The sequence below is a fragment of the Thermostichus sp. MS-CIW-23 genome (assembly GCF_054059455.1).
The window spans coordinates 97,750-122,363 of the sequence record NZ_JBSSCC010000002.1 but is presented as its reverse complement, the minus strand read 5'-3'; the positions used below and the strand labels follow the sequence as shown (position 1 = coordinate 122,363).

Below are 24,614 nucleotides of genomic sequence, written 5' to 3'. Positions count from 1 at the left end.
ACTTGAGAGATAGCTCCAGATTCCTGACCCTGCAGGGATCAGCCTTGCTGGGTTAAGTGCAAGAAAGCGGCAGAGATGAAGGATCCCTGCCGCTGGGTTTTATGGGCTGACGGCCTCAGAGACAACTAGGTACCGATGATCCCGCCGTCATTTTTGGTGATCACCACCACCGCCGAGCGGGGGTAGAGATTGGGGTCGTAGTCTGGCCAGCGGGAATTGACCTTGCCGGCGGCAAAGTCGTCCTCGCTGGTTGTGGCTCCCGGATGTTGCACGTTGATGAACATGGTGCGCTGATCGGGAGTGGTGACCACACCGGTGATCTCTTGCCCAATCGGCCCGGTTAAAAAGCGGCGAATTTCCCCTGTATCCGGATCGGCAGCCAACATTTGGTTGTTGCCAAAAGGCGCAAACTCCTCTTTGTTGAGATTGCTGTCGCTGGTGTCGGTCTGGATCCAGAGGCGACGGCTGGCATCGAACCACAGCCCATCGGGAGAGTTGAAGATGTTGTCTGCATTGAGGGGTTGACCTGATAGGGTGCGGCTATCTTCAGGCGGCCCGGCCAAGACAAAGAGATCCCACTCGAAACGGGTGGCTTGAGGCCGGTCGTTGGCTTCCTTCCAACGGATGATGTGACCCCACTTGTTTTTGGGACGGGGGTTGGCAGCGTTCACCTGGTCTTGTTCCCGACGGCTGTTGTTGGTCAGGGTGAAGTAGACCATGCGGGTTTGCGGATCCACCGCTCCCCACTCAGGCCGGTCCATTTTAGTAGCACCGACAAAATCTGCCGCCGTGCGGGTATTCACCAACACATCTGCTTGGCTGGTGAAGCCGTTTTCCGGGGTTAGACCGTTTTTCCCAAACACCAGCGGCAGCCACTCGCCCGTGCCATCTTCGTTGAACTTGGCCACATACAGGGTGCCATTGTCCAACAGATGTCCACCCGCCGTTTCCTTGCGGTAGGGCTCGGCAGAGACGTACTTATAGATGTACCCAAAGCGGGCATCGTCCCCCATATAGGCCACAATCGGCTGGCCTTCCACCGGCGGCTGAAACACCACGCCTTCGTGGGCGAAGCGGCCCAGAGCGGTGCGCTTCTTGGGAGTGCTGCTGGGATCAAAGGGATCGATCTCCACCACCCAGCCAAAAGTGTTGGGCTCATTGCGGTAGTCTTGAGTGGCATCCGCAGCGGTGGGGGTGGCATTGAAGCGGATGAACTCGTCCGCCTTGTTGCTGGCCAGCTCCCAGCCGTAGCGGGAAGTCTCGGTGCTTACGCCGTAGCGCTTGTGCTCCCGGGGCAGGTTGGGCTTTTGGTCGGGGCCTTTGCTGGTGTTGCTGAAGTAGCCCGCCCAGTTCTCCTCACAAGTAAGGTAGGTATTCCAGGGAGTGACGCCGTGGGCGCAGTTGTTCAGGGTGCCACGGGTCATCGTGCCTTCGGGGCTGAACTTGGTTTTCACAAAGTCGGATCCCCGCACCGGGCCGTGGATCTCCATGAGGGTAAGACCGGTGATGCGGCGGTTGAGGCGATCCCGCACCACTTCCCAACTGCCGTCTCCCTGCTGCTTGATGTGGACAATGCTCACCCCGTGGCCATTCAGCTCTTTCAGCACCTGATCGGGATCGCGGGTGCCGTCAGGATTGGTGGGATACAGGTCGGAATCCAGCTTCTGGCCCACAGCCGCAGCATGCATAAACCGAGGCTCAACGTACTCGTGGTTAAACACCAGCAAACCCTCGGTGGAGCTGCCCTGCCAGGGATCCTTCCCTTCGATGGGGAAGAGGTGCATGCCATCGTGGTGGGTACCCACCTGCATTCCCTGCTCGGCACCGGTGTTTTCCAGCTTGAACTGTGGATAGGTGCCGGTGATGGGAGTACCCCAAGCCAGCAGCGGTCGGGCAGTGTAGCCTTCGGGCACCACCAGTTTGTCTTCCGCGCTCACAGGAATTGCCTTGAAGCCCAGCAAAGCACTGCCACTGGCGGCTTTTGCCGATTTGGAAGCACTGTTCAGCTAGAAATCGCAGGAGCCCCGCACTGTACCCGTAGGGTCAGTGCCGGGAGGAATGCGCTTTGATGAAGTACAATGAACTTATGAGCCAAGTCCTGACCATATCCTGTAAGCTCAAGGCGTTCCCGTCACAAGCCGCCAAATTGGACGCGACGATGGATGCCTTTGTGCAGGCACTGAACTGGGTCAACCAGAACACGCCGGAGAAGATCGTCAATGCGGTCAAACTGCAATCCCTTTGCTACTACGAGATTCGCGCCCGATTCGGCTTGTCCAGTAACTTGGCCCAGCAGGTGTGCAGACGGGTGGCAGGCGCTCGCAAAGTGGCGAGACAGCGCAACCGTCCGGTTAAAGAGTTCAAGCGTAGGTTCGTTACCTACGACGCACGTATCTTTTCATTCCGCGAGAAAGACTGGACGGTGTCGCTGACCACGGTTGAAGGGAGAGAACGCTTTGAACTGGCCATTGGCAACTACCAGCGTGGGATGCTGGCTGGTTCCAACCCAAAAGCTGCCACGCTGATCAAGCGCAAAGATGGCTCCTACTACATCCAGATTTGCGTAGAGAAAAAGCCACCCAAGCAACAAGATACCGACAAGGTGATCGGGGTGGACTTGGGAAGGACAGATATTGCCCATACGTCAGAGGGGGACAACTGGAATGGACAGCAGTTGAACAGAGTCCGAGACCACTACTCCCGGTTGAGGGCGGTACTCCAACGCAAAGCCAGTAAGGGCACACGCAGTTCGCGGCGCAGATGCAGAGAACTGTTGCAACGGCTGTCTGGCAAGGAGAGACGCTTCCAAACGTGGGTCAATCATCGCATCTCCAAAGCTATTGTCTCTAGGGCAAAAGCTACCAACAGCGCTATTGCTCTGGAAGACCTGACAGGGATCCGGGAAAGGGTCAATCAACAGCCACGCAGCAAAGCCGAGCGGCGTAGGACCAACAGTTGGGCGTTCTACCAACTACGTCAGTTTCTGGAATACAAGGCGAGGGCTGCAGGGGTTTCTCTGATTCTTGTGCCGCCTGCCTACACGTCGCAGACCTGCCACCGGTGTTTGCACATCCATCCCGACCCTGCGCAATCCTATCGCAGTGGTAAGTCGTTCAAGTGTGGGCACTGTGGATGGGAAGGGGATGCGGATTTGAATGGTGCGAATGTGATTGCGCTCTTGGGGGCTGTCGTAAACCAGCCTAGAGGTCCGGGCTTGTTTTGTTCTCTGGTAGAGCAGAACAGGCTCAGGGCTACTGAAAGCCCGCTCCGTACCGCTTAGCGGTCGGAGCCGGGTAGTTTACCGCAGGCAAGCCAAAAAAGGTGGCCACCGCTGCAGCAATTCCCCCCTGCAACACTTGACGCCGCTGCAAACGGCTCTCCAGGATGCTGCTGAAAGTGGGGTTGGGAGAGTGGTTACACATAGGCTCGTCTCCAGGACGAAGCTTAGGGCCATGCGAATGGATACTCATGTTGACTTCTCCTCTTGTCTTGACAAGTTTTGTTTAGAAACTTGGCGAGTCTTATAAAACAGCACCTAACCCCTGCGCTACTCTATTCGCGCATGAGGATAGGCACTACAAAAGTTTCTTAATCATTTGTTGCAACGAGAAGAAGACTTGGTTTAAGTCAATTAGATCAAGTGCCAATAAAGTAGTCTGCAGTCCTTAGAATTGCGATTCTTATGCGATTCTTAGAGGTCTTTTCGTAACCTAGAGAACAAATACACCCCATCTTGGTGGTACAGAAGCTGGAATTGAGTTTCCTTCTGTAAAGCTTCAATCAGGACACGGGAGAACTCTGGACTGCTGCGCCACCCCGGATGACGGGTGTTGAGCAACACATAATCAAAGGGATCCCACTGAGAGGGCGGGGATCCATTGAAGCGGCCCTCGTCTGTAAAGTAGATTACAGGTCGCTGGGTGAGGTGAGGGCTGATCTCGTGGGTGGTGAGGACGCCCCCTTGGGTGGTGATCTGGGCAAGAGCCTGTCGGGTTGCCTGCCAAGTGTCTAGGGAGCTGAGATAAATCGAGCCGAAAAAGGTGTATTTCCCCAAGGCCAAAAAGGCCAGCGAAGACCAGATCAGGGGCAGTTTTCCATCTTTTATAAAATGGCTCTGGAAGAGGTGATTTTTCACATTCTCGATGACAGCTAAGAACAAGAAAGGAACGATAGGCAAAGCGTACTGATGCACCAGATCTCGATAGGCGGGGTTGCTGGAGAGTATATTCAAACCCAGGGTAGGCAGGGCAGGGATCCAGGGATCCCAATGCCGCCAAGAGAGACCCCAAGCCAAAGGCGCAACCAATAAAAATCCATAAAACAGGGTGTCCAGAGAGAAGACTTTGCTCAAAACCAGCATCGGTCTCAAGATTAAACCTTGAACAATTTCCGCAACAGAATTCCCTAGATAGTCGTAATGAGAAACGGCTGCCGGCTCGCTGCCGCTGAAGTGAGGAATGACCCCAAAAGTGGCTATCCCAAACCAAGCCGATCCTGCTGCAATTGCCGTCCAGCCGCCCACTTGGCAGCGCCATTGCCAGCGTTCTTGAATTCGTCCTTTTTCCCAAAACAACAGCCAGGCTCCCAGAGCAACAACATTGAGAGATAACACCGCCTTACAGCCAAGAATGCCGCTCAAACAGAGAAGGAACCCCCTCAATTTTCCAGAGCGAATGCAGAGCACAGCCGCCAAGAAAAGAGGAACAGCTATGACCTCTGGATGAAAATCAAAAAGGTTGGCGTTAAAAATGGCCGGGTAGAGAAGATAGGCCCCGGCAATCACCATTGCTTGGCCGGGATTGATCTTGGCCTGAAGCGCAAGGTGATAAATGGCCGATGCCCCCAACGTTAACGCCAGAGATTGGAGCCCAAACAGCCAATAGACCGAGGGGACAATGCGGTACAAAAAGCTGATGGGATAGAGAATAAAGGCTGCGTGGTCTCCCAAGATGTGGATCCCTCGAATGGTCGAAAACGGAACCTCTCCCCGACTGATTAGATAGATGGATTGGTCGAAGATGCCAAGATCATATCCTCCAGACTGAAACAGGTGATGCCGGACAACACTACAGCCAAAGAGAATGAAGAAATTAAAAATCATGATTGCCAGCAGAAGTGGAGGCAGAGGACGATCCTTCATAAGAACTAGGGCTTTTGATTTATAGATCTTGGCAAGGTAACTTTATCGCTTTTCTCAGCCTTGCGTGACATCCTAGCGAGATCTGGATTCGGCAGAGGCTCCGCCGCAATTCCGGACATTTCTCTTTCCTCGGGAGTATGAGGAATGGCTCAAGCTTGTTGGAGATAACGATACAGATGAGTTAGGACTGGTTACGACAAGAGGGTGTGATTTGGCCCAAGATGGCAGCATGTCTTGCCCCAGTTGCTTCCGGTAAATTGTTGGTCTTACCTTGCCAGGTTTTATAGGCCAATACCGCGAAGGCAAGGGCCTCTTTGGCCTTAGAAGGGATCCCCACTTGGTCGGAAGTCAACAGGGTTGTGGTCGGCAGTTGCTCCTGCAGCAGTTGCATGAGAACAGGGTTTTGGGTGCCGCCACCGCTGAGAATAACTTGATCTGGGGTCGCGGGCAAAAAGTCCCTATAGGCTTGGGCAATGGAGCAGGCCGTAAACCCTGTGAGGGTGGCAATACAGTCGTGAGCAGATATAAATTGGGTCCAAATTTGCTCCAAATAAAGGGATCCAAAATACTCCCGACCAGTGGTTTTGGGCGGTGCCTTTTGAAAATAGGGATCCCGCATCCATTCTGCAACTTTTTCCCAGTGGACTTGGCCTTGGGCAGCCCATTTTCCATCGCGATCAAAGGCTTGTTGTCCTTGGCTGGCCCGCATCACCGCCAGATCGATCAAAATGTTGCCGGGGCCAGTGTCGAAGGCCAAGGGGGATCCCCCACTGCAGAGGCTGGGGAGATAGGTGAGGTTGGCAATGCCGCCGATGTTTTGGGCCACACGATGAAGGTGGGGATGCCTCAACAGCAGCCAATCCACAAAAGCTACCAAAGGTGCGCCTTGACCTCCTGCCGCCATGTCCCGCGCCCGAAAATTGCTCACCACCGGGATCCCGGTCAGCTCGGCAATCACTGCAGCTTCACCGATTTGCAAAGTCGAAGCTTCTGGCCCACTGGGGTTATGCCAAAGGGTTTGGCCATGGCTGCCGATGAGATCGATCTGTTGGGGGGTAAGATGGGCCGCCTGGATCCCTTGCAAGGCCGCTTCGGCAAAAGCTCGGCCCAAACGAAAGTTCAAGGCGCAGATGCGATCTACCATGCCGGTTTTGGGATCCGCAGCCCGCAAAATCTCTGCCCGCAGCGTTGGGGAATAGGGGATCGTCTGGAAATGCATTAACTCCCACTGTAGGGGATCGTCACCCTCCAGGTGGACGATGGCTACATCGATCCCGTCTACCGAAGTGCCCGACATTAGGCCGACGACGATCATCTTGCTGGGGGCTCGCACCAGAGGCTTGAGAAGGTCTAAAGTTTTGCCCTCTTTCTCCCCTCCCCTTTTTAAGATACAGGCAGCGTATCCGGAGCTACCGCGTGGAGAGGATGAGTGAAGCCATCCGCTACGACCTTCTGTTGGTGGGGGGGAGTTCCTCCAACTTGATCTTGGCCCATCGCCTTTTGGATTTGGCCAAGCTATCCGGGCTAAGAATCTCCATCGCCATTTTGGAAAAAGCCCGCCAATTCGGCGGTCACATCGTCAGTGGCGCCATCTGCAATCCTCAGGTGATCGCCAAGCTCTTCCCCGATTTTGAAAGCCAAGGATTTCCCCATGAAGGGCGGGTGGAAGCCAATCACTTGAGCGTGCTGGGATCCCAACAGCGCTGGGATCTGCCGGAAGCGGTGATCCCGCCGGGATTTCGCAAGCAGGGGCAGTTCATTCTCACCCTCAGCCACGTCATCCGTTGGCTGGCCGAAACCCTGCAGGAAAAAGCCAAAGGGATCCCAAATGTTACCCTCGATGTGTTCCCCGGCTTTGCCGCCCATGAAATCCTCTACGACGGGGAGCGGGTGATTGGGGTGCGGGCGAGCGATTCCGGCCAAGTGTACGAAGATTGCATCTTTGCCGAACTCACCTGCTTTGGCGACAAAGGCTTCATTTCCAAAGATCTCATCGAGAAGTTTCAACTGCGCCCCAACCCGCAATTGTGGTCGGTGGGGGTCAAAGAGGTGTGGCAGATCCCCCAGTCCCTGCAGGGGCAGGTGTGGCATACCTTGGGCTACCCGGTTTTGGATGGCAGCTTCAGCGGCGGCTTCGTCTATGGCCTCAAAGACAATCGCCTGGCCTTAGGTCTGATCATCGGCCTCGACAGCAAAAACCCCAACCTCAACCCCCAGCAACGTCTGCAGGAGTTCAAGGCTCACCCCTGGATCCAGTCCCTAATTGCTGGCGGCAGGTTGCTCAAATATGGGGCTGCCGTGATTCCCGAAGGGGGCTACCACAGCCTGCCCACCCGGTTTGGCGTTGAGGGAGCCCTGCTGTTGGGGGATGCGCTGGGGGTGTTGGATGTGGGCAGCTTGGCCGGGGTGGATAATGCCATGGAAACCGGCTATCTGGCGGCGGGCCTCATTCACGATGGCTTCTTGAAAGGGGATCTGCGCATCCAAACCGACTACCAAAGGGCGGTGATGGAAAGTGCGGCGGGGCAAAACCTCTACCGCAGCCGCTATTTCCGCGAGGCTTTTCTGGAGAACTCCCGCTTGCTGGAAGAATACTTACCTCAGGTGTGCCGCAGCGTCGATGCCGGCCATCCCTGGCTGGGATCCCTGCGCTGGGGTTTACAGGATCCCGTTCGCCGCGGACGAGAAACTCTGCGCGCCTACACCCTGCTCACCGGGCGGGTCAGCCCCAGCGAGCCACCCCCGCGAGGCTATGTGGCCCCCCACGCCGCCATTCAGGCGGATTTTGTGGCCCCCACAGCCCTGGCCCCCCAGGAATTGGCCGCTCGACCGGGCTATTTCTCGCGGCCCGATGCGGTTTTTTTCGCGGATCCCCGCTACCCCGAGGGTAACCGTCACATCCTGGAGTTCGACGCCGAAACCTGCCGCCGGTGCATCGCCACCTACGACAAGCTGAATCGCCCCACCCCCTGCGTGGCCGACTGCACAGCCGAGGTACACCACATCCGCGACCAAAATGGCATCCGCTCCCATGCCATGTCTTTGGAAAACTGCATTCAGTGCCGCACCTGCGAGATCATCTGTCCCCACTTAAACTTGCGGGTCAACCCCAGCTACGAGGGATCCGGGCCAGATTTCTATGGGCTGTAGCCGTTGCTGAGGTTAACTCAGTTCGCTGCAGCTCGCCTGATCCTGGGGGTCTAGCAACTGAGGTGAATGGATCTGGCCATCTTGGCTGGCGATCCCAGGGATCCAAGCAACCTTGGAAATTGGCTAGGTTGGGTTAGGGCTTGTTGGAGATCTTTTGTCGGTGAGCGATTCTTTGGATGTCCAGGCTCCTCTGCCCGCTATCTTGGCCGATCTGCAAGAAGCTCTGGAATCCCTGGGGTTGGGCCATCTTCAGGTACAAGCGCGGCTTTCCGGCCACCGCCTGTTGCTGCGTCTAGAGGGGGATCCCTTGCCTGAGCCGGATGCTTTGCTGGGGAGCCTCTCGCCGGCATTGGAGCACATGGCGCTGACCCACAGGCAACGTCAGGTGGAGCTTTTTGGCTTTTTGGCCAACGAAGGGATCCCGGAATGGCACCGCGAGTGGCGCTACCAGCCCCAGCCCAACCCCAACAGCCCTCTGTATCGCGCTCAGCGGGGGGATGAGGTGGCCATCCAGCAGGTGTTCAATTACCTGTTGCGTCCGGAAGGGATCCAAGCACGGGTTCATTTCCATCCCAAGCTGGGCCTCTTGCAGGTGAACTTGCAGGCGGCAGAAGCCCCGGATCCGGATTGGGCTAGGGATTTTCTGCGGCGAGCCTTGACCCGTCTGGAATGGACTTTTTTGCAACGGCTGCGGCTTTCTGGGCAGAAACTGGGCTCTTTTTTCCCGGCCTGGAGCCAAGAGTTCGATCTCAAACAGCCTGCCTTTTGGCAGTCCCCGCAGGTGCCCTTGACCGGGCGCTCTCCCATCGCCGAGAAGGAAAGGGTTGCCGAGCCGCCACCCCCTTCTCCTGCCTCCCAGACTGAATCTCCGGGTGTCAGTTGACGGAGGAGATAGTAAGTAGCCGAGCGTTTGCAGCCGCTGGCTGAGCGTATTCTGAAGGACAGTGCTCGTTGGGGTTGGCCATGCGGGTTGTTTTTTTCGGCACGCCAGAGTTTGCCCTGCCTTCGCTGCGGATCCTGTTGCAGCCGCAGTCTCCCTTTGAAGTGGTGGGATTGGTCTGTCAGCCGGATCGGCCCCAGGGGCGAGGGCAAAAGGTGCTCCCGCCCGCTACCAAAGTGTTGGCTCAAGCCCACGGGATCCCTGTGTGGCAGCCTGTCCGCTTGCGGCGGGATCCCCAAGTGCTGGCGGCTCTGGAGGCGCTGGCTGCCGATGTGTTTGTGGTGGTGGCCTACGGCCAGATCTTGCCCCTGACGGTGTTGCAGATGCCCAAGCTGGGCTGTGTGAATGTGCATGGATCCCTCCTGCCCGCCTATCGTGGCGCTGCCCCCATCCAGTGGGCTATTGCCAACGGCGAAACCGAGACCGGCGTAACCACCATGCTCATGGATGAGGGAATGGATACGGGGGCCATCCTGCTCCAGGCCAAGCTACCCATTGGGCCAGAGCAAACCAGCCTAGAATTGGCACCCCAACTGGCTCAACTGGGGGCAGAACTCTTGGTGGAAACGCTCTTGAAATTGGAGAAAGGGGAACTCACCCCTATTCCTCAGGATGGATCCCGGGCAACCTACGCCCCTTTGCTCAAAAAACAAGACTTTCACCTCGACTGGCAGCGCCCTGCCCAGGCCTTGCACAACCAAATCCGCGCCTTTTCTCCCGACTGTTTCACCAGTTTGAGGGGGCAGCGGATCAAAATTGTCCGCTCTGCCTCTCCTCAGTTGCACCCACCCCCTGGCGATCTCCCCCAAGGCAGCCCTGGCGAGGTGGTGGGATTGGCCAGGGGAGAAGGAGTCTATGCAGCCACCGGAGAGGGATCCCTATTGATCCGGCGGGCGCAGCTGCCCGGCAGAAAAGAACAATCGGCTTGGGACTTGGTCAATGGCGGCCAGCTCAAGGTGGGGATGCGTTTTGAGCCACTCCCGGATGCTTGAGAGCCATACAGGGATCCCTTGGGCGTGGTCAACCCAAATGGTGGCGAATAAATGGTGGCGAATACAGTAATGAATGAAACATTTCCGTTGCATTACTCCCCTCTCCCTCTGGGAGAGGGTGAGGCTTACTCCGGCTGGGGAAACTCCTGCCAAAGGGTGGTGCGTTGGCGCAAGCTGAGGAACTGTCCGCCGCCGAGGATAAGGTGATCCAAAACCGGGATCTGCAGCAGCTGCCCCGCCTGCAAGAGTTGCCGGGTAAGGGCAAGATCTTCTGGGCTGGGATCCAAGCTGCCGGAAGGGTGGTTGTGGGCCACCAGGATGCGACTGGCCCCCTGTTTGATGGCGCTGCGGAAAGTCTCCCGCGGATGAGACAGGGTTTCGGTGGCGGTGCCCCGGGTTACAATCTGCTGGCTGAGCAGACGGTGCTTGACATCCAAGTGCAAGACGGCAAAGTGCTCTTGAGATTCCCACATCAAGTCACCACTCAGAGCCATAGCCGCTTGTTCTGGCGACTCAATGGCTGTCCGGTCTGGCGGACGACTCAAAAACACCCGTCGTCCCAGCTCGATGGCGGCCAACACTGTGGCTGCCTTGGCCGGGCCAATGCCTTCGATCTGGATCAGCTCTCCGGCTTCCACCTGGCGCAACTGGGCCAAGGGATCCCCTTGGGTTTCCAATTTTTTCAGGAGCAACTGGGCGAGGCCGACTGCCGAGAGCTTGCCTGGCCCCTGGCCAGTGTTGAGCAAGATGGCCAGCAGCTCGGCGTGGGAGAGATGCCTTGCCCCTTGGCTGAGCAGCCGCTCGCGGGGACGATCTTGGGCAGGAATATCGCTGATGCGCAGCACGTACTGGCTCATCTGGGGCCTAGGGAGGAGAAGAGGTTTTTTTCAACAGCCAAAAGGGACTGCGGCGCTCGACGACCCGCCAAGATCCCAGAATGGCTGCCTGTTCGCCCTCGGGAGCTGTAAGTTCAGCTACAAAGGGATCCCAGGTAACCAGGTAGTCGGGCGCCTGCCCCTGGGCTTGCCAGTCGGCCAGCTCTTCTGGGCTGGCGGCGTAGGGAACCTGCAGCGGGCCATAAAAATAGGGTACAAAAGAGCGAAAGCCGTACAGGCCCACCGTTCCAGAGAGAGCCGGCTGGGCATTGTTTTCGGAAGTGGCAAACTGCCGGAAAAAGTGGACGGCTCCTCCCTGGGTGTGTTGCAGCAGGCGGGGGAAGACCCAGCACCAGGCCAGTTGGGCGCTCAGTCCCGTGGCCAAGAGCAAAACTGTCCAGCCCCAAGCCCGCCGCCGTCCTCGACTCCAAAGGAGAATTCCCAGCAGCAGGATCGCGGCGGGGACGTAGGTCAACACCGGCCACTCCACCTCAGCCTGCAGGTATCCCAGCACCAAGCTGCTGGAAAAGTCGTCAGGGATGCCGGCAAAGACCCATGCTTGGACTAGCCCAGCGGGGTCCTGGGATCCCAGCCAAGGCAGCACCAGCCACAGGGCCAGCCAAAACAAGCCACTGAGCAGGATCCAGGCACTTTCCCAAAAACTGGGCCCTCTTTTCTCAGCAACCAGGCGCTGCAAGCGCAGGGCAGCAAAGTAGGCCCCAATGGGATACAGCAGCGAGGTGTAGTGTACCAGCTTGGTTTGCACCAGCAGCGAAAACAAGGCCAGCACCACCCCAAAAGCCACCAACAGCAGATGTTCTGCCCGCCGAGTCAAATCCACCAAGCCCATACTCCTGGGGATCGTCTGCAGGATCCCGGCCAAGGCCAGAGCGCCCCAGGGAAAGCACCCTAGGGCAAAGGCCAACAGATGAAAATAAACCGGGCCGGGATGCCCATCTGAGCTGGTGAGGATGCGCCATTGGTAGCGCCCAAACTCTTCCACCCATTCTGGCCCCCGTTGCACCCCTTCCAGCGCCAGCCAAGTGAGGGGAACAGCCACAGCTAGGCTGAGGAAAACCAGGCTCTCCCCCCATCGAAGGGGAGGATCCCGTTGCCAGAGCTTGTAGAGGATCCAGATAGCCAGGGGCAACACCAGCCCCACCGGCCCTTTGGCCAACACCGCCAAGCCCAGAGCCAGCGCCCCCACCGCTCTCCACCTGCGTCCAGAGTACCCGGCCCGCCAGGCCTCCTCGGCGGCCCAAAGGGATCCCAGACCCACCCCCATCCCCAGATTCAACAGCGGGTCGATGAGGCCGGTTTTGTAAAAAAACAAGGGCAGGTAGCCCGTCAGCAGTAGGATCCCCCACAGGCAGCCAAACCCCACCCCACGCAGATGGGATCCCCACCCCACCAATAGCGCCACTGTGATCCCGCCCACCCAGGCATTGGGCAACCGCGCCGCCCATTCGTTCATCCCCAAAACAGCCATGGACAGGGCCTGCAGCCAAAAAAACAGGGGCGGCTTTTCAAAAAAGGGCTCCCCGTTGATCGCCAACGAGAGCGGATCCCCGCTGGCCAGCATCTGCCGCGCCAAGCTGGCGTAGATCAGCTCATCCCAGTCGAACAGGTAGGGGATCCCCTGACCTACCCACAGCCACAGGCCGGCCAAAAGCCCCATCCCCAGGGATCCCTTGAGGCGGCCCAGAAAGCTAGGCATGGAAAGCTTCTGAAGACACCACCCGGCCCACGCTCTGAGGCGAGCGCAGGAGGCGGAGCAACTGGGCTGCCAGAGCGGATCCCTCTGTCTCTACCGGAATCTCCACCCCACACCAACGGCTGGAGCTACCCTGCAGGGCAGCTATCCACTCCGGGGCAAGGGATCCCCGCGCCACCCCGATCAATTGCGGCAGCCCCTCCCGGCGATACAGCCCGATCCAGCGCACGGCCAGCTGAAAGGGCCCAGGCCGGAAGCGGGGGTTTGGGCTGCCATCGGCCTCGAACTTGCTTAGCATCAGTTGCAGCGAGTAGATCTGGCGACTATTGAGAGGGGGAGCAGAAACCCGGCGGGCGCGGAACGTGGCAACCATCTCCGCAAAGGGGATCTGAACGGTCTGCTCTTCTCCCGGCGCAGTGTCGAACGCATAGCCGTAGGCGGGGCTGTCCCAGCCGCTTTCATCCCTCAGTAATATCTTATACCGCTGCCCATCCCCTCGCAGGCGCAGCTCCAGACCGGCAAACCCCGACAAGTCCAGCGGCGGCTGCCAATTGCGGGTGCGCGTGGAAACAAACCCCCCAAAGTTGGCCGTGGAAACCTGGCCTGCGAACAGCAGCTCCTCCTTTCCCCAGAGCAGTTGGCTTTGGCTCGCCCCGCCCATCACCACATCGTCCAAAATGCCCCAAAACCGATGCAAATCCGGGTTGGGCCGGCGAAAGTCGAACAGCATCCGCTCCGTTTGCCCACTGCTGCGCAATTGCTCCAGATAAGCCTTGGCCGTTGGTGGATCCCCCAAACCTAGGATCACGGTTGCTGTCGCCCAATCTGGCGTATGGCTCACCTCCACGCCCTGCTGCCGCAGGGCCTCCGCCAACCCGTCAGGCAAACCTTCCCCCACCACCCCTATCTGGATAGCGACCGGCTCGGAAAGAGAAGGTGGCACAAAATCATCCTCCACGGCCTGGAACCCATTTTGAACCCGACGCCACACCTCCGCCAAAGGCAGGGCCTCATAGTAGGTGAGCGTGTTCCAGAACCGCCCCAGATCCCAAGGCATGAGTCTACCTCATCTCTTCAGAGGTCTATCCCGGATCCCTAGCTTAGGGCAGCGCCGAAGAACTCCACCGCTTCTGCCAACACGTCTAAAAAGCGATCCACCTCCGCCAACGTGTTGTACAGGTAAACACTGGCTCGGGCAGTGGATTGTACTCCCAAATAGCGATGGAGGGGTTGAGTGCAGTGGTGCCCCGCTCGAACGGCAATGCCTTGCTCATCCAGCAAAGTAGACAGGTCATGGGGATGGACGGCCTCCACCGAAAAGCTAACCAGCCCTGCCCGTCGCGCCGGATCCTTGGGGCCATAAACCGTAATACCCGCTATGCGCTGGATCCCGTCCAACAGGTGGGTAATCAACCTTTGTTCATGGGCATGAACCCGCTCCAGACCGATCTGGCTCAAGTAATCTACGGCTGCCCCCAGCCCCACCGCCTGGGCAATCGCCGGCGTACCAGCCTCAAATTTGTGGGGGATATCCGCATAGGTGGCGTGATCCCAGTACACATCGGCGATCATCTCTCCCCCACCCAAAAAAGGGGGCATCGCTCGCAGCAGCTCCCGCCTGCCGTAGAGGACGCCAATCCCCGTTGGGCCACACATCTTGTGCCCCGAAAAGGCCAACCAATCGCAATCCAGCGCCTGGACATCCACAGGCATGTGGGGCACGCTCTGGCAGGCATCCAGCAAAACCTTGGCTCCGTAGCGATGGGCCAGCTCAGTCATCTCCTGGACGGGATTGATGGATCCCAGCATGTTGGAGACCTGGGTTACCGCCACCAAGCGGGTGCGGTCGCTGAGCAAAGATTGGTAGTGCTCCAGATCCAACTCTCCCTCTGGCGTGATCTGGATGAACTTGAGGTGGGCTCCCGTCTTCTGGGCCACCCATTGCCACGGGATTAGGTTGCTGTGGTGCTCCATCACCGAGAGGACGATCTCATCCCCCCGCTCCAGATGGCTCAAGCCCCAACTGTAGGCCACCAGATTGATGGCTTCGCTGGCATTGCGGGTGTAGATGATCTCCTGAGGAGAAGGCGCGTTCACAAACCGAGCGATCTTTTCCCGCGCCCCCTCATAGGCATCTGTGGCTTCGTTGCTCAGCGTATGCACCCCACGATGCACGTTGGCGTTGCAGTGTCGATAGTAATGATCCATCGCCTGCATAACCGCCAGTGGCTTTTGAGAAGTGGCAGCGTTGTCAAAGTAGATTAGCGGGTGGCCGTTGACCTGGCGCTGCAAAATCGGAAAATCTGACCGCACCTGGGCAGCCAGGTCGAAAGAATGATCAAGCTTGAAAGAAGAAAGGGGGGATACCGCCATAGTCTGCGCAAAAGGCCTGCTTCCCTCAGTATGACATCGCTTCCGGCCAGCCCTCGGCCAACCCCTCTGCCCAAACCGTTGCAACGGCCAGGGATCCCTTCCGCCCTGACCTGAAAGCGAAACTTGTCACAAAATGTAACCTGATGTTAAGATTAGTTACAGCAATCGATATGAGGTATTGACAATGCAATCTTCTCCCAGGATCCCTTCTCGCTTGGACTCCGCTTCTGTTGCCCAGTACTACGACACCACCAACGACTGGATCCCAGGCTGGACAGAGCAAGCGGAGCGTTGGAATGGACGCTTGGCCATGTTGGGCTTGGTGATCAGCATTGCTACAGAAGCGGTGCTGGGCCACAGTGTTTTTGCCAGCACTCTCGCCCAGTGGCTAGGTCTGCAATAACCTGCAATAATTTGTCGAAGAACTTTTCGGTAGAGCCACATTGGACATCTCACAGACTTTCTCTTCGGCTTTGAGATGTTACAGCTCTACCCTTTTTGGGAGCTTTTTCACCCTTCAATCCCTATCTCGACAGTCCGATGATGCTTGACAATCCCTTCCTCCCCTACATTGCCGTCATGGTGGCCGGGCTGGTGGCCGCTGTTGTGATTGGCTCGATGGCTTTCTTCAACTCCAAGCGCCCTGCTGGCTGGGAAGGCGCCGGTCGCCCGCGGTACGTGCCGCAGTACGGTCAAGACGGCGATACCCCGCCGGAGTGGGAGATTGGCTGGACGGAGAAGGCCGAGCGATGGAACGGACGGCTGGCCATGCTGGGGTTTGCCATCAGTGTTTTGGTAGAGGCCATAGTGGGCCACAGCGTGTTTGCCTCTGCACTGGGGATCCGCTGATCCCAGTTGAAAGCTGTCTGATGGCTGGAAGAATTGGAAAATGGCAGCCGGAGAGCTCCGCCTCTCTTCTTCTGGCTTTGACTAAGCCTTTGCCAGTACCCCAAGCTGGAGCTGGCCGCAGATGCAAGTCACTGCTGGCCTTCAGCCTTTACCACTGGATAATCTTTTTCTGAACAGCTGTCATGCACATGGCAACGCGGGCGTTGATCTCATCCTCAGAGCCGAAAATATCCAACTTTTCTTTGAGCCTCTGGATACAGTTTTGTACGGTCTTCTTGCTGGTGTGAATGCGATCGGCAATGGCTTGGTCGGTGAGGGCTTCTTTGCAGAGCAAATTCAAGACCTCAATTTCTCGTTCCGTCAGCTTCGTAAGACCGCGCAACTCCCGCGGCATGCGCAATTCTCCATTGAGGGCACTTTTGGCCCCCTCCAAAAACACGGTGCGCCGTTCCATTTTGTTGACCGCGGCAAACCCACCCTGGTGTTTGCTGATCAGGCCCACCAATGGAGTGAGCAGCAGCGGCTCGCTGGAATAGGCCATCACATTCAAGGTGGGGTAGTTCTCAAAGATATGGCGCAGGAACTCTAGGCCAGGCTCGGCAGACTGCTCTCCGCTGGTTTGACCATAGAGCAGATCGGCTACAACCAAGTCTGGTTGTTCCCGCTGCAGGCGCAGGATGGCGTCCATGGGATTGGTGACCGTAATACATTGAGCATCGGCTGCAATGCGTTGCAGCCACTCACAGTTGTTTTGAGCCACCTCTGGATGATCTTCGACGATCAAAAACTTGAGCGGGGCAGTGGGGCTTTCAACCTCGGGCATCAATCCACTCCTCTAAATCCTTATCTTGTAGTCCATTCTCTGCCGAGCGAGCTTGGCCGAGATGCGTTCGTCGGCAAGGGATCCGTCTGCATGCATAGCTCCCAGCCGACTACCCCAGTGTAGCCTCAGGTAGGGGCTTAGAGGTGAGCCTGGGGGGGTGGGAAAGGACAGGTTAGGCTAGAGGGTGACGTCAACCGGATCTGAACTGTGGTACCCCTGCAAGATCGCAACCCAACCACCCGCACAGCCTATGTCACTTATGCCCTGGTGATCGTTAACATCTTAATTTTTCTGTACCAGCTAACCCTGTCGCCACAAGAGCTGGCAGCTTTTTTCCGGGAGTGGGCAGTGGTACCGATAGAGTTGACGGCCAGTTTTCGAGGGGAGATCACCTCTTCGTCGCGTCCAGAATGGGTAACCCTATTCACCTCACAATTTCTGCATGGGGGCTTTCTCCACATTGGCGGGAACATGCTTTTTTTGTGGGTTTTCGGCAACAACGTTGAGGATCGCTTGGGCCATGTGCGTTACCTCATCTTCTACCTGACTTGTGGAGCTTTGGCTGCGCTAACGCAGTGGTTTTTCGATATGGGATCCCCCATTCCTTCACTGGGGGCAAGCGGCGCTATTGCTGGCGTATTGGGAGCCTATATTTTGCGTTTTCCACGGGCCGAGATTCTGACCCTGGTGCCCTTGGGTATTTTTATCACAACCCTCTACGTTCCGGCTTGGGTGTTCCTGGGCTTTTGGTTCATCCAGCAAGCCTTCTACGGCATTGCCAGCCTACAGACGCCTACCAACATCGGTATGCAGGGTGGGGGGATTGCCTATTGGGCCCATGCGGGCGGTTTTGTGTTTGGGGCCATTTTGGGGCCGCTGATGGGGTTGTTTTCCGGCAAAAGCCCTTATGACCGCCAAATGACTTGGCAACAACGTGACAGGGATCTGTTTTGATTTGATCAGCTTTGATACTTTCTCAGTCTATTGTTAATCGGATAGCAGCGTGATGGGAGAAAGCCATGGTCAGTCTATCTGCCAAGCCTCTAACTCTGGAAGACTTTCTACAACAGCCGGAAACTCAGCCCGCCAGCGAGTTCATCAAAGGAGAAATTATCCAGAAGCCCATGCCACAGGGAAAACATAGCCGTCTCCAACTAAAACTGGGTAGCTTCATTAACGAGATGTTGGAGCCTTCTCAACTGGGAATGGCATTTCCAGAGCTGCGCTGCACCTTCGCCGGATACGCGATTGTGCCCGATATTTCTGTGATCCCCTGGGATCGGATCCCTGTAGATGAAGATGGCACCATTCAAAATCTCATCCCCTTTTGCCCTGATTGGATGATCGAGATTCTCTCTCCCGATCAAAATCCAATGAAGCTGGTCAAAAAAATCTTGATCGGCCTGGATCACGGCTGCCAAATGGGGTGGATCGTGGCTCCCGAAGAAAGGGTTGTTTTCGCCTACCCTGCCGGGCAGCAGCCGACAGTACATGAGGATCCCCAAGAGGTGATCCCCGCTCCCGCCTTCGCCTCAGGGATCCAACTGACAATCGCAACTTTGTTCGGCTGGATGCAAGTTCAAGCTGGCGAGAGCCACAAGTCCAATGCGGGATAGAAAAAGAGTGGATCTCCTTCCATCCCTCAATTCTCAATTCAAATTCAACATTCAGTTGTTGTAGAGGGCAGGAGCTTGGGCAACCGTCTCACCAGTTTGGGGCAGTTCCTGCCGCAGCAGCGCCACCAAGGCGTTGGTGGATTGGTCGTAGAGGCTGGTCACCAGCTTGGGATAGAGGCCAATGCCGATGATGGGGATCAACAGGCAGGCGATGATGAACACCTCGCGTGGCTCAGCATCTACCAATTCTTCGTGTTCGGTGAGCTCTTTGTTCTCTGGGCCAAAGAAAATCTGCCGCAACATCGACAGCAGGTAGATGGGGGTCAGGATCACCCCAACTGCTGCCAGGAAAACCACCACCAACCGGAAGGGGAGAGAGTAGGCATCGGTGGTGGCCATGCCGATAAACACCATGATCTCGGCCACAAAGCCGCTCATGCCGGGTAGGGCTAGCGAAGCCAGGGAGCAGGCGGTGAACATGGAGAAGATCTTGGGCATCTTCAGGCCAACGCCGCCCATTTCCTCCAGCTCCAGCGTATGGGTGCGGTCGTAGGTAGCCCCCACCAAAAAGAACAGGCTGGCCCCGATCAGCCCGTGGGAGATCATCTGCAGCATGGCGCCGCTCATGCCGATCTCCGTCAGGGATCCGATACCGATGAGCACGAAGCCCATGTGGCTGATGGAAGAGTAGGCGATCTTCCGTTTCAGGTTGCGCTGGGCAAAAGAGGTGAGGGCGGCAAAGATGATGTTCACCACCCCCAACACGATCAGCACTGGCGCAAAGTAAAGATGAGCATCCGGCAGCATGCCCGCATTCATGCGCATCAGGGCATAGCCCCCCATCTTGAGCAGGATCCCGGCCAGCAACATGTGCACCGGCGCAGTGGCCTCGCCGTGGGCATCGGGCAGCCAAGTGTGCAAGGGGAAAATGGGCAGCTTCACCCCATAGGCAATGAGGAAGGCCCCATACATCAGCAGTTGGAAGGTGAGTGGATAGGTCTTGTGGGCCAGATCCGTCATGTCAAAGCTGATGGGATCCCCGTAGAAGGCCATAGCCAGACCTGCCACCAGGATAAACAGGGAGCTGAGAGCCGTGTAGAGGATGAACTTGGTGGCCGCATACAGGCGGTTGTATCCCCCCCAAATGGAGAGGAGCAAGTACACCGGGATCAGCTCCAATTCCCACATCAGGAAAAACAGCAACATATCCTGCACGGCAAACACCCCGATCTGCCCGCCATACATGGCCAGCATCAAAAAGTAGAAGAGGCGAGGTTTGAGGGTGACCGGCCAAGCGGCCAAGATGGCTAGGGTAGTGATAAACGCCGTGAGCAGGATCAGGGGCATGGAGAGGCCATCAGCCCCCACCGACCAACTCAAGCCCACTTGGGGTACCCAGGTGTAGCGCTCCAGCAGTTGCAAACCTGTCTGGCCGGGATCGTAGCCGACATAGAAGCCGGCCAGCAGAATCAGCAGATCCGTGACCGCAATGAACAAAGCAAACCAGCGGATCCGCTCGGCCAACTTTTGTGCGTAGGCGCGGGTACTGGGATCCCCAGCCGGTGCTGGGATCAGGGGAATAAATAGGGCGGCCAACACAGGGTAAGCGATGACCGTGGTCAGCCAAGGAAACTCGTGCAAGCTAGGCAGCGCCATGGATGTAACCTCGCTTGTGCCATACCATCAGGGGGATCCCCGCCGGCTGCAATCCGACAGCCCTTTACCAGAATCGCCCTTGAGTATCTATGCTTAGCAAATCTACAGGATTATCTTAAGGCTCCCTCTCCCTTTGCGTTGGGATCCCTGGGATGGAGCAGATGCATGGGTGGATGTTGTACCCGAAAATCAAAATATAGTCTTCCACTGTTCTCACAAGGTAACCGATCTCATCATGCCTCAGCCCAAACTGATCATCCACGGCGGAGCCGGCAGCGCCCTGGAAGGGGAAAGCAGCCTGGAAAAAGTGAGGGGATCCCTGCAGCAGGTGGTGGAGAGCACCTACGAGCTGCTGTTGGCTGGGCAGAGTGCCGAGGCGGCGGTGATGCATGCCTGCCAGTTGCTGGAGGATGATCCGCTCTACAATGCCGGGACGGGGTCGGTCTTGCAATCGGATGGGCAAATCCGCATGAGCGCCGCTCTCATGAACGGGGCCACCCAGTCTTTTAGCGGGGTGATCAACGTCAGCCGAGTTCAGCATCCCATCCTCATGGCCCAGGCTCTGCAATCAAGCCCGGATCGCGTGGTGGCCGAACAAGGGGCAGCAGAGCTGGCGCGGGAGCTGAAGTTGCCGGTCTATGATCCGGCCACTCTCAAGCGGGTTCAAGAGTGGGTGCAGTTGCGTCAAACCCATCCCCCGACCAGGGTTCTCACTGCTCTGGCCATGGGCACGGTGGGGGCGGTGGCCCTGGATCAACGGGGGCAAATCTGTGCCGGCACCTCCACCGGCGGGCGGGGGTTCGAACGGGTGGGGCGGGTGAGCGATTCGGCCACTCCGGCGGGAACCTATGCCAGTGCGGTGGCGGGAGTCAGTTGCACCGGTGTTGGGGAAGATATTTTGGATGAGAGCTTGGCGGCGCGGATTGTGATTCGAGTGGAAGATGGCCTCAGCCTGAAGGCTGCCATGGCCAAGTCTTTTCAAGAGGCCCGCCAACGTCGCCGCTCCTTTGGGGCCATTGCTCTATCGCGCTCGGGCGAGATTGCTTGGGATACCACCACCGACCTACTGCTGGCCGCCTATCACGATGGGCAGGGGATCGGCTTGACGATCTAAACTTCTAGCCGGGCTTGCGGGATTAGACCTGGACAAGCCTGAGGCGGTTGGATAAGAGTAGGATAAGAGTAGAAATAGTACTTAAACAAACCAAGTCTGCCCCCTGGCGGGCCACTGTAGAGCGTTTATGGCACTTCACGCGGAGTTGCACCGTCATTTGGGCGGTTCGGTTGTCCCCCGAATTCTGTGGCGCTATTTTCACCGCCAGGGATCCCCTTTGGCAGAGCGCTTTCCCACCTATGCCGAGTTTGAGGAGTTCTACACCCGCCCGCGCAACACCCTCGAGGATTACCTGGAGCTGCACACGCTGGTGGAACAGGTGCAGACCCTGGAAACCCTGCCCTATTTTATCTACCGCCTGCTGCGGGGAGCCTACATCTTTGAGGATCTGGCCTACCTAGAGATTCGCTACACCCCCTACCTGCGCACGGATCCCAGCCTGGATGAGGCGGAGCGCCTCAAGCAGATGCGCCAGGTGATCGAGACGGTAGGACAAGCCAGCCAGCAGCGGGAGTATCCCATCGTCACCACCCAGATCGTCTGTTTGCACTCGCGCTTGCCCAGCCACATCAACCGAGCCATGGTGGAAGCTGCCGCCGAGTCGGAGTATGTGTGTGCCATCGACCTGGCCGGAGGAGACAAGCCCTACGGCGAACGGATGGACGAGTGGATTGAGCTGTTCAAGTATGCGCTGGCCCGGGGCCTGAAAACCACTGCCCACCTGTACGAAACTTTGGATGGCTGCTACCCACAGTTGCTGCCCTATGTCTCGCGGATCGGCCACGGCATTCAGATCCCCCTCCACTATCCAGAATTGCTGCCGGAGCTGGCACGGCGAGGACAATGCCTAGAAGTTTGTCCCACCACCTATCTAAAAACGGGAACCCTGCCCAGTTTGGAGCCCCTCAAGATTGTCTTTGACCGCTGCTTTGAGGCGGGGGTGGATATCGCCATCTGCACCGACAACGCCGGCTTGCACAATGTACGCCTGCCGTTTGAGTACGAAAACCTGCTAACCCACGACATTATCGATTTCGAGCAGCTCAAACACTGCCAGGAAGCAGCCTTTCGTCACGCTTTTGCCTGGCCCTATAAGGGGCGTCCGGCCTCATTGTTGTCGGAGTTACAGCAGGGGGTATCTGCTTCTTTGGTGGCTCTCTGATCCCCTCAGCGGGACGGAGTCTTTATTCTTCATCCGAGCTTCTTGAGAATAGGGAAGGGATCCGTAACAGAGACAGGGGCAGCTTTCGCAAGGGAAATAACGGCTTGGATCCCTTGCCCAGAGCGATGTTGAGCGGCATCCGAGGGTGGATGAAGCCCAACAGAATCCAATGCTGAGTCTACTGAGCCAAGCATGAAGGTCTATATCAGTGCCGATATTGAAGGGATCGCCGGCATCAGCCATTGGGATGAGGCCACCATCGGCCAGCCGGGTTACGAGGCATTCCGAGAGCAGATGACCCGAGCAGTGATCGCGGCTTGTGAGGGATCCCTGGCTGCCGGAGCCACGCAGATCACAGTCAAAGATGCCCATGACTCCGGGCGGAACCTCATCCCCGAACGGTTGCCGGAGCCGGTGCAACTCATCCGCGGCTGGAGCGGCCACCCCTACTGTATGGTGCAAGAGTTGGATCGCAGTTACGATGCCCTGCTCCTAATCGGCTATCATGCCCGCGCCGGATCTGCTGCCAACCCCCTCGCCCACACCTACACCACCGAAGTTAGCCAAATCCGGCTGAACGGCCAGGCCATCGCCGAGTTTCACCTGGTCAGCCTCACGGCTGCCTATGAGGGAGTCCCAGTTGTGTTTGTAGCCGGAGATGCGGAGGTGTGTGCCGCAGCGAAAGCTTATGACGCCCACATCGAGACGGTGGTCACCCACAAAGGGATAGGCCAGTCGGTCATTACACCACATCCGCAGCAAGTTTTGCGGGCCATCCGCCAAGGTGTAGAGGGATCCCTGAGGCGGCTGCCGGCCTGCCGTCCTCGCCCACTGCCGGATCACTTTCAATTGGAAGTGGACTACAAGGATCCCGCTCGGGCCTACCGCAAGTCTTTTTATCCCGGCTGCCGGTGGATTGCCGATTCCACGGTTCGGCTGGAAGTTTCCGAGTGGTTTGAGGTGTTGCGGGCTTTGGAGTTTATCGTGCTCACCTAGCCAGGGATCCAAGCGGCATCTGGATGAGGCGAGCAGCAGCTTCCCTGAGGCTGGTCTCGGAAAGGTCAGACAGCTCAATCCGGGCCCGAAGGCGATTGAAGTTTTGCTGCAGCCCGTGTCGATAGGTAGGGTCGTAGTGCTGCTCCAGCAACTCCTGCACAAACTGCGGCCAGTCTTGGGCGTCGATCAGCTCAAACCAACGCTGCAAGCGGCCCTGGCCAAGACGGGACTTCAGAGGCAGCAATTTCCCCTTTAGCGCTTGGGGGTGAGCAATCCAGTGGGGATAGTGGGCGATTAACCCCTTCACCCGCTCCTCTAGAGGCAACTGCACTTCGACACAGTCGGCTTGGGTAAGGGCTTGCCAAAGGGCAGGCGGCAGATGGAGCTGGCCCACTTTGGCACTCTCAGCCTCCACCCAGACTGGCTTGGCGGGATCCCACTGGAGAAAAACCTGCACCAGTTGACTTTCAAAGCTCTTCTGACTGGGCTGTGGCACCCCCCACTCGGCCCCCAGGAGGGATCCCCGGTGACAGGCCAGCTTTTCCAGATCGAGAACTTGGGATCCCTGTTGGCGCAGATGGTGAAGCAACTGGGTTTTGCCGCTCCCTGTTGGTCCGCAGAGCACTCGGTAGGTAAATTCCTGGGGCAAGATCTGCAGCTGTCGGCGCACCCAGGCCCGGTAGGTTTTGTAGCCACCTTGCAAAACCGTAACCTGCCAGCCCACCTGGGACAACACCAATGCCAAGCTGGCAGAGCGCTGCCCTCCCCGCCAGCAGTAGATCAGGGGCCGGTAATCGCGATCTTTATCGGCAAAATGGGTTTGCAAGTGGCGACTGATGTTCTGGGCCACCAAGCTTGCCCCTCGTTTGCGGGCTGTAAAGGGATCCACCTGCTTGTAGAGCGTGCCCACCTCCGCCCGTTCTGTATCGTAGAGTACAGGCAAGTTGATGGCTCCCGGCCAATGATCCTCTGCAAACTCTGCCGGAGAGCGCACATCGATAATTTCGCTGTAGGTGTGCAGCCAGGGCTCTGCAGTGAAGTGAATCGGAGGAGACACAAACCTGTGGATGGAAATGGCAAGCTAGCGCAATCTTGAACAGTTTCTAGCTTAGCCAACGCTGCTGCTCAAGGAAGCCCAGGGCTAACCCTAGCCTATCCCCTCGCAGGTGGACTTCTCGCTTTTCCAGAAGTTTAGGCAAGGTCTCTGGAACATG

At 57.5% G+C, this 24,614-nt stretch carries 22 protein-coding genes; 11 read left to right on the top strand and 11 right to left on the bottom strand.

The annotated features are described in order from the left end of the window. Positions 1–125 precede the first annotated feature (125 nt). The gene (locus ACVW0B_RS01720; protein ID WP_457490797.1) at positions 126–2,006 is read right to left on the bottom strand and encodes a PhoX family protein; all 1,881 of its coding nucleotides are present in this window, start codon (positions 2,004–2,006) and stop codon (positions 126–128) included. Positions 2,007–2,086: 80 nt separating this feature from the next. On the opposite strand from ACVW0B_RS01720, the gene ACVW0B_RS01715 reads away from it, so the two are divergent. Further along, complete coding sequence (locus ACVW0B_RS01715) at positions 2,087–3,280, top strand: RNA-guided endonuclease InsQ/TnpB family protein (protein WP_457439514.1); 1,194 nt, start codon at positions 2,087–2,089, stop codon at positions 3,278–3,280. Here the strand turns inward: ACVW0B_RS01715 and ACVW0B_RS01710 are convergent. From ACVW0B_RS01710 to ACVW0B_RS01700, 3 genes are all read right to left on the bottom strand, one after another. Beyond that, a complete protein-coding gene (locus tag ACVW0B_RS01710; protein ID WP_414343072.1) occupies positions 3,252–3,422 on the bottom strand; it encodes a hypothetical protein in 171 nt (56 codons plus the stop codon). The two genes, ACVW0B_RS01715 and ACVW0B_RS01710, sit on opposite strands and share 29 nt — an antisense overlap. 269 nt (positions 3,423–3,691) lie before the next feature. Next, positions 3,692–5,140, bottom strand: a complete 1,449-nt coding sequence (locus ACVW0B_RS01705) for a DUF2079 domain-containing protein (protein WP_457490793.1) — start codon at positions 5,138–5,140, stop codon at positions 3,692–3,694. A 181-nt stretch (positions 5,141–5,321) separates the two neighbouring features. After that, on the bottom strand, positions 5,322–6,473 hold the full coding sequence (locus ACVW0B_RS01700; RefSeq protein WP_457490792.1) for an anhydro-N-acetylmuramic acid kinase: 1,152 nt from the start codon (positions 6,471–6,473) through the stop codon (positions 5,322–5,324). Positions 6,474–6,565: 92 nt separating this feature from the next. Between ACVW0B_RS01700 and ACVW0B_RS01695 the strand changes: the two genes are divergently transcribed. The 3 genes from ACVW0B_RS01695 (at position 6,566) to fmt (ending at position 10,222) form a co-directional block, all read left to right on the top strand. After that, entirely contained in the window at positions 6,566–8,290 is a 1,725-nt protein-coding gene (locus ACVW0B_RS01695; protein WP_457490791.1) for an electron transfer flavoprotein, read from the top strand. Positions 8,291–8,450: 160 nt separating this feature from the next. Then, entirely contained in the window at positions 8,451–9,173 is a 723-nt protein-coding gene (locus ACVW0B_RS01690; protein ID WP_457490790.1) for a hypothetical protein, read from the top strand. Between the two features lie 80 nt (positions 9,174–9,253). Next, positions 9,254–10,222, top strand: a complete 969-nt coding sequence (gene fmt, locus ACVW0B_RS01685; RefSeq protein WP_457490789.1) for a methionyl-tRNA formyltransferase — start codon at positions 9,254–9,256, stop codon at positions 10,220–10,222. Positions 10,223–10,347: 125 nt separating this feature from the next. On the opposite strand, the gene radC is transcribed toward fmt, so the two are convergent. The 4 genes from radC to ACVW0B_RS01665 are packed head-to-tail and all read right to left on the bottom strand — an operon-like array spanning position 10,348 to position 15,184. Then, a complete protein-coding gene (gene radC / locus ACVW0B_RS01680; RefSeq protein WP_457490788.1) occupies positions 10,348–11,079 on the bottom strand; it encodes a RadC family protein in 732 nt (243 codons plus the stop codon). 7 nt (positions 11,080–11,086) lie between these two features. Continuing rightward, complete coding sequence (locus ACVW0B_RS01675; RefSeq protein ID WP_457490787.1) at positions 11,087–12,814, bottom strand: ArnT family glycosyltransferase; 1,728 nt, start codon at positions 12,812–12,814, stop codon at positions 11,087–11,089. Beyond that, a complete protein-coding gene (locus ACVW0B_RS01670; protein WP_457490786.1) occupies positions 12,807–13,868 on the bottom strand; it encodes a CIA30 family protein in 1,062 nt (353 codons plus the stop codon). Before ACVW0B_RS01670 ends, ACVW0B_RS01675 begins: the two co-directional genes overlap by 8 nt. Positions 13,869–13,906: 38 nt before the next feature. Beyond that, entirely contained in the window at positions 13,907–15,184 is a 1,278-nt protein-coding gene (locus tag ACVW0B_RS01665; RefSeq protein WP_457490785.1) for a cysteine desulfurase, read from the bottom strand. A 184-nt stretch (positions 15,185–15,368) separates the two neighbouring features. On the opposite strand from ACVW0B_RS01665, the gene ACVW0B_RS01660 reads away from it, so the two are divergent. Next, complete coding sequence (locus ACVW0B_RS01660; protein ID WP_011433585.1) at positions 15,369–15,587, top strand: hypothetical protein; 219 nt, start codon at positions 15,369–15,371, stop codon at positions 15,585–15,587. A gap of 137 nt (positions 15,588–15,724) precedes the next feature. Continuing rightward, entirely contained in the window at positions 15,725–16,033 is a 309-nt protein-coding gene (gene psb35, locus ACVW0B_RS01655; protein ID WP_457466180.1) for a photosystem II assembly protein Psb35, read from the top strand. A gap of 148 nt (positions 16,034–16,181) precedes the next feature. On the opposite strand, the gene ACVW0B_RS01650 is transcribed toward psb35, so the two are convergent. Further along, positions 16,182–16,856 carry a response regulator transcription factor gene (locus ACVW0B_RS01650; protein ID WP_414408845.1) on the bottom strand — a complete coding sequence of 225 codons (675 nt, stop codon included), beginning with the start codon at positions 16,854–16,856 and terminating at the stop codon, positions 16,182–16,184. A gap of 207 nt (positions 16,857–17,063) precedes the next feature. Here ACVW0B_RS01650 and ACVW0B_RS01645 point away from each other — a divergent pair, with 207 nt between their 5' ends. Further along, positions 17,064–17,810: a rhomboid family intramembrane serine protease gene (locus ACVW0B_RS01645; RefSeq protein ID WP_414342387.1), complete on the top strand. Its 747-nt coding sequence runs from the start codon at positions 17,064–17,066 to the stop codon at positions 17,808–17,810. 65 nt (positions 17,811–17,875) lie between these two features. Then, positions 17,876–18,472, top strand: coding sequence for a Uma2 family endonuclease (locus tag ACVW0B_RS01640; RefSeq protein ID WP_414357524.1), 597 nt, complete (start codon positions 17,876–17,878; stop codon positions 18,470–18,472). A gap of 51 nt (positions 18,473–18,523) precedes the next feature. Here the strand turns inward: ACVW0B_RS01640 and ACVW0B_RS01635 are convergent, their stop codons facing one another. Next, positions 18,524–20,128, bottom strand: a complete 1,605-nt coding sequence (locus ACVW0B_RS01635) for an NAD(P)H-quinone oxidoreductase subunit 4 (RefSeq protein ID WP_414357523.1) — start codon at positions 20,126–20,128, stop codon at positions 18,524–18,526. A 235-nt stretch (positions 20,129–20,363) separates the two neighbouring features. Here ACVW0B_RS01635 and ACVW0B_RS01630 point away from each other — a divergent pair, with 235 nt between their 5' ends. The 3 genes from ACVW0B_RS01630 to ACVW0B_RS01620 all read left to right on the top strand — a co-directional run bounded on the left by ACVW0B_RS01630 (position 20,364) and on the right by ACVW0B_RS01620 (position 23,400). After that, positions 20,364–21,242, top strand: a complete 879-nt coding sequence (locus ACVW0B_RS01630; RefSeq protein WP_457490784.1) for an isoaspartyl peptidase/L-asparaginase — start codon at positions 20,364–20,366, stop codon at positions 21,240–21,242. A 127-nt stretch (positions 21,243–21,369) separates the two neighbouring features. Continuing rightward, on the top strand, positions 21,370–22,404 hold the full coding sequence (locus ACVW0B_RS01625; protein WP_414357521.1) for an amidohydrolase family protein: 1,035 nt from the start codon (positions 21,370–21,372) through the stop codon (positions 22,402–22,404). A 192-nt stretch (positions 22,405–22,596) separates the two neighbouring features. Further along, the gene (locus tag ACVW0B_RS01620; protein WP_457490783.1) at positions 22,597–23,400 is read left to right on the top strand and encodes a M55 family metallopeptidase; all 804 of its coding nucleotides are present in this window, start codon (positions 22,597–22,599) and stop codon (positions 23,398–23,400) included. Here ACVW0B_RS01620 and mnmH read toward each other — a convergent pair. Beyond that, the gene (gene mnmH / locus ACVW0B_RS01615; RefSeq protein ID WP_457490782.1) at positions 23,393–24,457 is read right to left on the bottom strand and encodes a tRNA 2-selenouridine(34) synthase MnmH; all 1,065 of its coding nucleotides are present in this window, start codon (positions 24,455–24,457) and stop codon (positions 23,393–23,395) included. The genes ACVW0B_RS01620 and mnmH overlap by 8 nt on opposite strands. Positions 24,458–24,614 lie beyond the last annotated feature (157 nt).